Annotated in this window: 8 protein-coding genes; all 8 read left to right on the forward strand. The window is 63.1% G+C overall.

What is annotated here, in order from left to right:
• A partial coding sequence (locus EOM25_10135) for a riboflavin biosynthesis protein RibF (protein ID NCC25536.1) occupies nt 1-502 on the forward strand: 502 nt, incomplete at its 5' end.
• Between the two features lie 3 nt (nt 503-505).
• On the forward strand, nt 506-2326 hold the full coding sequence (locus EOM25_10140) for a chloride channel protein (protein NCC25537.1): 1821 nt from the start codon (nt 506-508) through the stop codon (nt 2324-2326).
• A gap of 164 nt (nt 2327-2490) precedes the next feature.
• Nucleotides 2491-3744, forward strand: coding sequence for a histidine--tRNA ligase (locus EOM25_10145; protein ID NCC25538.1), 1254 nt, complete (start codon nt 2491-2493; stop codon nt 3742-3744).
• 35 nt (nt 3745-3779) lie between these two features.
• Nucleotides 3780-5594, forward strand: a complete 1815-nt coding sequence (gene aspS / locus EOM25_10150) for an aspartate--tRNA ligase (protein NCC25539.1) — start codon at nt 3780-3782, stop codon at nt 5592-5594.
• Nucleotides 5587-6093 carry a peptide deformylase gene (gene def, locus EOM25_10155; protein NCC25540.1) on the forward strand — a complete coding sequence of 169 codons (507 nt, stop codon included), beginning with the start codon at nt 5587-5589 and terminating at the stop codon, nt 6091-6093. Before aspS ends, def begins: the two co-directional genes overlap by 8 nt.
• Entirely contained in the window at nt 6075-7037 is a 963-nt protein-coding gene (locus tag EOM25_10160) for a methionyl-tRNA formyltransferase (GenBank protein ID NCC25541.1), read from the forward strand. Before def ends, EOM25_10160 begins: the two co-directional genes overlap by 19 nt.
• A 3-nt stretch (nt 7038-7040) precedes the next feature.
• Nucleotides 7041-7895, forward strand: coding sequence for a DUF116 domain-containing protein (locus tag EOM25_10165; protein ID NCC25542.1), 855 nt, complete (start codon nt 7041-7043; stop codon nt 7893-7895).
• A 5-nt stretch (nt 7896-7900) separates the two neighbouring features.
• Nucleotides 7901-9004, forward strand: a 1104-nt coding sequence (locus tag EOM25_10170; protein ID NCC25543.1) for an Fmu (Sun) domain-containing protein, incomplete at its 3' end; no start/stop codon positions are given.

Here is a 9004-nt window from a genome sequence, read left to right on the forward strand (position 1 = left end):
CACTGTCGAGCAGGTCGGCCCGGTCCTGGTGGACGACGCCGTGGTCAGCTCGACCCGGGTTCGGGACATGGTCCAGGCCGGTCAGGTCTGGGAAGTTCGGCCCTTGCTCGGCCGGTTCTACCAGGTTCGGGGCGAAGTGGTTCGGGGCCGGAATCGGGGTGGTCGGCTTCTGGGCTTTCCCACCGCCAACCTCCTGCTTCGGGACGAGCTTTTTCCGATGCCCGGGGTGTATGCGGTATGGGCCGACATCGGTTCGGACATTCGGCCGGGGGTGGCCAATATCGGGTACAACCCGACCTTCGACAACGAAACGCTGTCCGTGGAAGTCCATATTCTGGATCTGGATCAGGATCTTTACGGATCCGATCTTCGCATCCATTTCGTGCAACGTCTCCGCAGCGAACAAAAATTTTCCGGTCTGGACGAACTTCGGACCCAGATCGAGAAGGATGTCGCTCTGGGCCGGACTGTCCTCTCGTCTTCCGAGGCCGGGATCGGATAGGCGGTGGTTTCTAAAAACCCACTTTTCCGAATTCTTGGCGATCTGGTTCGCAGCTATCGGTCCGTACTCCGGACCAGATGGCTCGTTTTGGGTATCCTGGCCGGCATCCTGTCCGGGGCCGGGGCCGTCCTCTTTTTTGCCGGGGTGGAATGGCTGCGGTACCTGCTGATGAATGTCGCGGCCGGGGTCGACATCCCCGCTCCGGCCGGTGAGAGCTTTCACGCCGGGCCGGTGGGCGATGTGTTCCGGCCCTGGCTCATTCCAGTCATGCTGGGGGCCGTGGGGGTCGTGACCGGCCTGCTCGTCTCCCGTTTCGTCCCTGAAACGAGACACAGCGGCACCGACGGCACGGATGGCATGATCGGGGTCTTCCACCGTCATGACGGGATGATTCGGCCTCAGGTTCCACTAATCCGGGTGGCTACGGCCATCCTGACCATCGGGGCCGGAGGCAGCGCCGGCCGGGAGGGGCCAATTTCCCTTCTGGGAGCTGGCCTCGGGTCCTGGCTGGCCCAGAAATTCGGGCTTTCGGCCAGGGAACGGCGGATCCTTCTCCTAGCTGGGGCGGCCGGTGGATTGGGGGCTATCTTTAAGGCCCCTCTAGGCGGGGCTCTGACGGCGGTGGAGGTCATCTACCGGGAGGACTTCGAGGCCGAGGCCATTCTGCCGGCGGTTCTGTCCTCGGTCACGGCCTACTCCATTTTCACCCTGGTCTACGGCACCGAGCCCATCTTCGGCATCGCGCCCTTCCGGTTCACGGATCTGCGGGAACTTCCGGTTTACATCGTCCTGGCCGCATTCTGCTCCCTGACAGGCTGGATCTATGTCCGGACGTTTTCCTTCATCAAGTACAAGGTCTTCTGGCCTTTGACGGACAGACTAGGCATGGTCTGGGCCATGGGCCTGGGCGGTCTGACCATGGGTCTGCTGGGCATGCTCTTCCCTCAGCTCCTGTGCGGGGGCTATGGTTGGCTGGAGATGGCCATTCTGGGGAAGATCTCGGTGGCGGCCATGCTGGGCATTCTTTTGGGCAAGACCCTTGCTACGTCCGTAACCCTGGGCTCGGGCCTGAGCGGCGGCATGTTCGCCCCGGCCCTGTTCGTGGGCGGCATGAGCGGCGGGGTGGTCGGGTTCACGGCCCACAACCTGTTTCCCAATGTGGTCACCCAGCCAGGCGGCTATGTCCTAGTTGGCATGGGGGCCTTTTTCGCTGGTGTGGCCAACGCCCCCATCGGCCCGCTGATCATGGTTTGCGAGCTAACCCAGGGCTATGGCCTGCTTGCCCCGCTCATGCTGGCCTCGGCCGTGTGCCTGATCCTAAACCGGAACGTGTCCCTGTACGAGAATCAGGTCAACGACAAGTTCGACTCTCCTGCCCACGCCGAGGACGCCACGGTCAACGTTCTGGAGGGGCTGCAGGTCGAGGATTATTACCGGCCGGGCCGGGTGACGACGCTGGAGGAGGGCACGACCTTCAAGGCTATGACTGATATCGTGGCCAACGCCAACGAACTCTATTTTCCGGTCCGGGACGACCGGGGACACATCACCGGCATAGTGGCAGTCCTCGACCTGCGCCGGGTTCTGTTCGAGGATAGTTTGCGGGATCTTATTCTGGCCAGGGACGTGGCCCGGAAGCCAGTCCTGCTCAGACCGGACGACACCCTGTACACGGCCCTGCTCAAGTTCGTGGATTCCGATTTCGGTCAGATCCCGGTTGTGGATCCCGAGGATCAGGACCGGATACTCGGTCTCCTGGCCCGGGAGGATGTGTTTAATGCCTACGCCCTGACCCTTCGAAGCCTCAGGGGGGAGGGTGGATGAGGCCCGGGTCCGAACCGGATTCGCCGTCATTTTTTGACATTGGTCGGGGCATGATCTAATCAGTTTTGTTTTTCGACGATCACGCGGCCCGGTCCACCCGACGCAATCCATGTCCATGGACCGCGGGGAATGCGGTCGGCCACTCTTCCCAACCACAGGTCATCATGAGCGCACTACAGAAGATCAAGGGCTTCGCGGACCTCCTCCCGCCGGAGAGTGACGTCCACGTCCGCTTGGAGCAGACGGCCAGGGACGTGTTCTCCCGCTTCGGGTTCAGGGAGATCCGCATTCCGATTCTCGAGCGGACCGAGCTTTTCGCCCGATCCATCGGCGAGGAGACCGATGTCGTCCAGAAGGAGATGTACACCTTTGCGGACCGCAAGGGCCGGTCCCTGACCATGCGGCCCGAAGCTACGGCCGGGGTGGTTCGGGCCTATATCGAGAACAAGCTCCACGCCCGGGAAGGGGTGAGCAAACTGTTCACGGCCGGACCCATGTTTCGGTACGAACGGCCCCAGAAGGGGCGGCAGCGGCAGTTCCATCAGGTGAACGCCGAGGTTCTGGGGACCGACGCACCCCAGGCCGACGCCGAGATTCTGCTTATGCTCTGGACCTATCTCCGGCGATTGGGCCTTGGCCGTCTAGGGATCGAGATGAACTCCTTGGGGTGTTCCGAATGCCGTCCGGTCTTCCGGGAGCGACTGAGCGCCTTTCTGTCCGGAGTCGACGAATCGGCCCTGTGCGAAGACTGCCGACGGCGGCGGACCACGAACCCATTACGAGTTCTCGATTGCAAGGTGCCGGGATGCCGGGAGCAGGTCCTGGAGGCGCCGAGAACCGTTGATCATCTCTGTCCTCCTTGCGCCGAACATTATGCCGAGGTCCAGGCCATTTTGGCCTCGGCGGATCTGCCCGTGAACCAGAACCCGTTCCTGGTTCGGGGGCTGGACTATTATCAGCGGACCACCTTCGAGATCCTTTCCGGGGAAATTGGGGCCCAGTCGGCTGTGGCCGGGGGAGGACGGTACGACGGTCTTGTCCGCGAGCTGGGCGGGCCGGATATACCGGGTATCGGGTTCGCCTGCGGAATGGAGCGGCTGGCCCTTCTCATGGGTGATCCCGGAGAGGCCCGGCTCGATTTCTATCTGGCCGTCCTGGACGACAAGGCCCGCAACGACTCCCTGCTTGTGGCCCAGAGGCTTCGCGAGCGGGGCTTCTCCGGAGAGGTAAGTTTCGAGGCCAAGAGCCCCAAGAGCCAGATTCGCCTAGCCAACCGCCTAGGGGCCAAGACCTGTCTGTTTTTGGGAAGTGAGGAATTGGCCCAGGGCCGGATCATGGTCAAGGACATGGCCACCGGGGCCCAGCGGAGCGTGGATCAGAACGATGTGGAGCAGGCCCTTGGCCTGCAGCGGGATTGAGGACCGGCCCCGAAAGGCCCAAAAGGAGCGCCTCCATGGACGAGAGACAGACGGACATAGCCCTGGACAGCCTGGGCGGGTGGAAGAGAACGCACGACTGCGGACAGCTGAAGGCCGACGACGAGGGGCAGGAGGTCTGCCTGATGGGCTGGGTCCAATACCGGCGGGACCACGGCGGCATCATCTTCATTGATCTCCGGGACCGGGCCGGGCTGACCCAGGTCAAGTTCACCCCCGAGGGGGATATGGCCATCCACGACCGGGCCGGAGTCCTGCGGACGGAATTCGTCCTGGCCGTCAGAGGGACAGTTCTTCTTCGACCGGAAGACATGATCAACCCCAAGATGCCCACCGGGGAAATCGAGGTTTTGGTCACTGATTTCCGGCTCCTGAACACGGCCAAGACGCCGCCGTTTCTCATTGAAGACCGCATCGACGTGTCCGAGAATCTCCGCCTGGCCTGCCGGTATCTCGATCTTCGGCGGCCGAGGATGACAAGAAATCTGGTCCTTCGACACCGGGCGGGCAGGGCCGCGCGTGCCTATCTCGACGACCTGGGCTTCATCGAGGCTGAGACCCCGTTTCTGACCAGGAGCACACCAGAAGGGGCACGGGATTTCCTCGTGCCGAGCCGGATCAATCAGGGCTCCTTCTACGCCCTCCCCCAGTCGCCCCAGCTTTTCAAGCAGCTTCTCATGTTCGGGGGGCTGGACCGTTATTACCAGATTGTTCGCTGCTTCCGGGACGAGGACCTGCGGGCCGATCGTCAGCCCGAGTTCACCCAGATCGACATCGAGATGAGTTTCGTGGAGGAAGAGGACGTCATGGGCATGGCCGAGGGGCTGGTGGCCAAGGTGTTCTCCGAGGCCGCGGGCATTGAGCTGCCGAGGCCCTTCCCGCGCATGACCTATGCCCAGGCTATGGCCGCCTATGGCGTGGACAAGCCGGACATCCGCTTCGATCTTTTGCTGGTAGACGTGACGGACGACGTTAAGGGTTCGGAGTTTCGCCTGTTTTCTGCGGCCGAGACAGTCAAGGCCCTGCGGGTTCCAGGAGGAGGGGAGCTGTCGCGCAAGGAGATCGACGACCTGACCGAGTTCGTGAAAATCTACGGGGCACAGGGCTTGGCCTGGATCAAGATTCTGGACGACAAGTGGCAGTCGCCAATCGCCAAGTTCCTGAGCGACCAGGAGCGGATGGCCCTTCAGAATCGGCTGGGGCTGGAGTCGGGCGACATCGTCTTTTTCCAGGCCGGCGGAACGGACATGGTCAATGCGGCCCTGGGCAATCTCCGTCTAAAGCTTGGAGAGCGGTTCGGGTTGATCGACGCTTCAGACTTCAAGCCCCTGTGGGTCACGGATTTTCCCCTTCTGGAATGGGATCTGGACGACAAGCGGTGGGTAGCCAAGCACCATCCTTTCACGGCCCCGAAATCCAGCTCGGTCCAGGGGCTGTTCGATCGGTCATCCGATGCCCTGGCCCGAAGCTACGACCTGGTATTGAACGGAAGTGAGATCGGGGGCGGATCCATCCGCATCCATTCGGCCGAGGTCCAGCTGGCCATGTTCGAAGCCTTGGGCATCAGCCTGGAGGAGGCCGAGGCCAAATTCGGATTCCTGCTTCGGGCACTGGAGTACGGGGCGCCGCCGCACGGGGGCATCGCCTTCGGCTTCGACCGTCTGGTCATGCTCCTGGCTGGAGAGGCCTCCATTCGGGACGTCATCGCTTTTCCCAAGACCCAGAAGGCCACCTGCCTGATGACCCAGGCCCCGTCGGAAGTGGACCCCCGCCAACTCCGGGAGCTGGGCATCCGCCTGAGGGAGCAGGAGCAAGGTCAACGCCATGGCTAGCCTCAAGGTATTGACCTACCCGGACCCGGTCCTGGCCAGGAAGAGTGAGCCGTTGGTCGAAATTACGGACGAAATTCGGAACTTGGCCCAGGACATGCTGGAGACCATGTACGAGAATCGGGGCATCGGACTGGCCGCGCCCCAGGTGGGTAAGAACGTCCGATTGATCACTGTGGACCTGTCCGGTCCGGAAAGACGGGAGGAGCCCAAGGTCTATGTGAACCCGGCCATTGTCGCCAAGGAGGGGGAGACGGAAACCGAGGAGGGCTGCCTGAGTGTCATCGGCTATCGGTCCTTGGTCAAGCGGGCCGCCTGGGTGTCGTTCACGGCCCAGGATTTGGAGGGTGAGACCGTGGAGCTGGAGGCCGACGATCTGTTGGCCGTGTGCCTGCAGCACGAGTTGGACCATTTGGACGGAGTCCTGTTCATCGATCACATAAGCCGTTTGAAACGGGCCCTGTACGAAAACCGGCTTCGAAAATGGAAGAAGAAAAAATAACCCTGAACCTGGTGTTCATGGGAACCCCGGACTTCGCGGCCGAGATCCTGAAACAGCTTTTGGACTGGCCGGGATGCCGGGTATCCGGGGCCTACACACAGCCGGACCGGCCGTGCGGCCGGGGTCGGGCCTGTCGGCCGTCGGCGGTCAAGTCCTTGGCCCTGGAGCGGGGGCTGGCTGTGTTTCAGCCTGAGAACTTCAAGGCGCCCAGCTCGGTGAACGAGCTTCGGGCTTTGAATGCCGACATTCTGGTCGTGGCAGCCTATGGCCTTATTCTGCCCTTGACGGTTCTCCGGGCCGCGCCCATGGGAGCGGTCAACGTGCACGCCTCGCTTCTGCCCCGCTGGCGGGGGGCCGCACCCATCCAGCGGGCCCTTATGGCCGGCGAGCCGGTCACAGGGGTGAGCATCATGCAGATGGAGCGGGGCCTGGACACGGGTCCGGTCCTTTTGCAGCGAGCTCTGGCCATCGGTGTTGAAGACACGGCTGGAACCCTTCACGACCAATTGGCAACGTTGGGCGGGCGGCTTCTGGTTGAGGCCCTGGATGGCTTGCAGGCCAAGACCCTGCGGCCCATGCCCCAGGATCCGGCCCGGGCCACCTATGCTTCCAAGCTAACCAAGGACGAGGGCCGTATCGATTGGGACCGACCGGCCTGGGATGTCCACAACCATGTCCGGGGCGTGACTCCCTGGCCGGGGGCCTTTTTCGACTGGGAGGCCTCGGACGGCCGGAATGTGCGGTTGTCTGTCTTTCCGGGACGTCTGGGGCGGGAACTCGAACCCGGCGAAGCTAGACCCGGGTCCATTCTGGGCCTGGAAGACGAGGCCCTGGCCGTGGCCTGCCGGGACAGGATCTATCTTGTCCCGAGGATCAAGCCGGCCTGCGGCGCGGCCATGGACGCACGGGGCTTTGCCTGCGGCTACCTGAACCGCTGCGATTGAGCCATGCCCGAGGTCGATCCCAGAGCCCAGACTGAGGAGCGGGCCGATGACTTTCGAGCCCTGGAAGAGGAGATAGAATCCTCCTTCGTGGCCCGCAAGCGCCTGTTCATCGGCCTGATCACCGGAACGTCCATTCTACTCTGCCTCCTCCTCGTCCTGTTCTGGCTCATCCCCTTTGTCGGCCTGCGAACCATCCATCCACTGGCCCCATGGATTTTGGGCCTGTTCGTGGTCGTGTCCATCGGCCTGGTGGCCTGGGCGGCTCTGGCCCTGGTCCTGAACATCCTGGGCTTCAGAAAAATTTTCATGTCCAGGCGGCTGAGGGGCCTGACCATCAAGATCTTCCTGCCGATGATGACCATTTTCGGACGGGCCCTGGGCATTCCCAAGCAAAAGATCCAGGCCTCGTTCATCAAGGTCAACAACGAGCTGGTCCTGGCCGAGAACCGGCGCTACCGGCCGGAAGAGATACTGATGCTCATGCCCCATTGTCTACAGAACAGCCGGTGCACGGTCCGGCTGACCTACGAGATCCAGAATTGCAAGCGCTGTGGTCTATGCCCAATCGCCGGGCTACTGGACCTCTCCGACCGCTATGGTGTGCGCCTGGCCGTGGCCACGGGCGGGACCATCGCCCGCCGCATCGTGGTCCAGAACCGGCCACGACTCATCCTGGCCGTGGCCTGCGAACGTGATCTGTCAAGCGGCATCCAAGATACCTATCCCCTGCCCGTGTTCGGCATTCTCAACCGTCGGCCCAAGGGTCCCTGTCTGGACACCCTGGTGCCCATCGAGCACTTGGAGTGGGCTCTGGAGCGGTTCTTGGTGGTCTCAAGGTCCGCCAGATCCGAGATCTGATTTTTATGTCCAGGAATCGTTCGTCCTCTCTTCCTCCGGCCCGGCAAGAGGCCTGGAAGGGGCTGGCCCTGTGCCTCGACAACGGCCTTCCGGCCCAGGCGGCCCTAGATCGCGTCCTGGGCGGACTCGAGTCGGTCCTGGATCGGGCCCTGGCCACGGAGCTCTTCTATGGTCTTCTGCGACACAAGACGAGAATGGAGTGGACCACGGCCCAGTACCTGGACCGGCCGGACCGCCTGCCGCCCCTGCTTCGGAGGATACTGGCCCTGGGGGCCTTCGAGCTCTTGATGCTGGACCATGTCCCGGCCTACGCCACGGTGGACTGGGCCACGGGTCTGGGTCGGACCCTGTTCGGCGCCCGCATGGGTGGCTTGGTCAATGCGGTCCTTCGCAAGGTGGACCGGGACAGAGAGCGTCTCATGTCCTCACGTCAGTGCCGGGAACTGGCCGGGAGCGAGAAAAACTGGCTGTCCATTTGGCATTCCTGTCCGGAATGGATGGTGGACCTGTGGCGTCGGTGGTATCCGGACAGGGTTGCGGCCTTGACCATGGCTTCATGTTCACAGCCACCGGTGGGCCTGCGCTGTGATCCAACGGTTGCAGCCCTGGCCTCCGAGGCCGACGTGGTGGCCAAATGCCGGACCGGTCTGGCCGTGCGGACCCTCGGTCCCGAATTGACGCAGGCCCTGGGAGATGGCCTGGCCGACCGCCAAAGCATGGCCGCTCAGGAGGCCCTGTTGGCCCTGGCCTCGGAATCCTGGCCGACTCCGGCCTGGGACGCCTGCTGCGGCCGTGGGGGCAAGAGTTTTGTCCTGGCCGATCTCGGTTTGGGACCGATCTGGGCCAGTGACGTCCACAAGGGACGGGTCGTGAGTTTGGCCGGGCATCCGGACTGGAGGTCCGGGGCGAATCGGGCCTGGGTCGGATCGGCCCTGGCTCCGCCGCTCAGATCGGGTCGGCCGGGCACGGTTCTTCTGGACGTTCCCTGCTCGGGTCTTGGGGTCTGCGGTCGGCGGCCGGACATCAAGTGGAAGCGAACCCCCGGGGACGTTTCCGGGCTGACGGCCCTGCAGCGGGACATGATCCGATCGGCCCGGTCCGTACTGAGT

The organism is Deltaproteobacteria bacterium (assembly GCA_009929795.1).
Lineage (GTDB): Bacteria > Desulfobacterota > Desulfovibrionia > Desulfovibrionales > Desulfomicrobiaceae > RZZR01.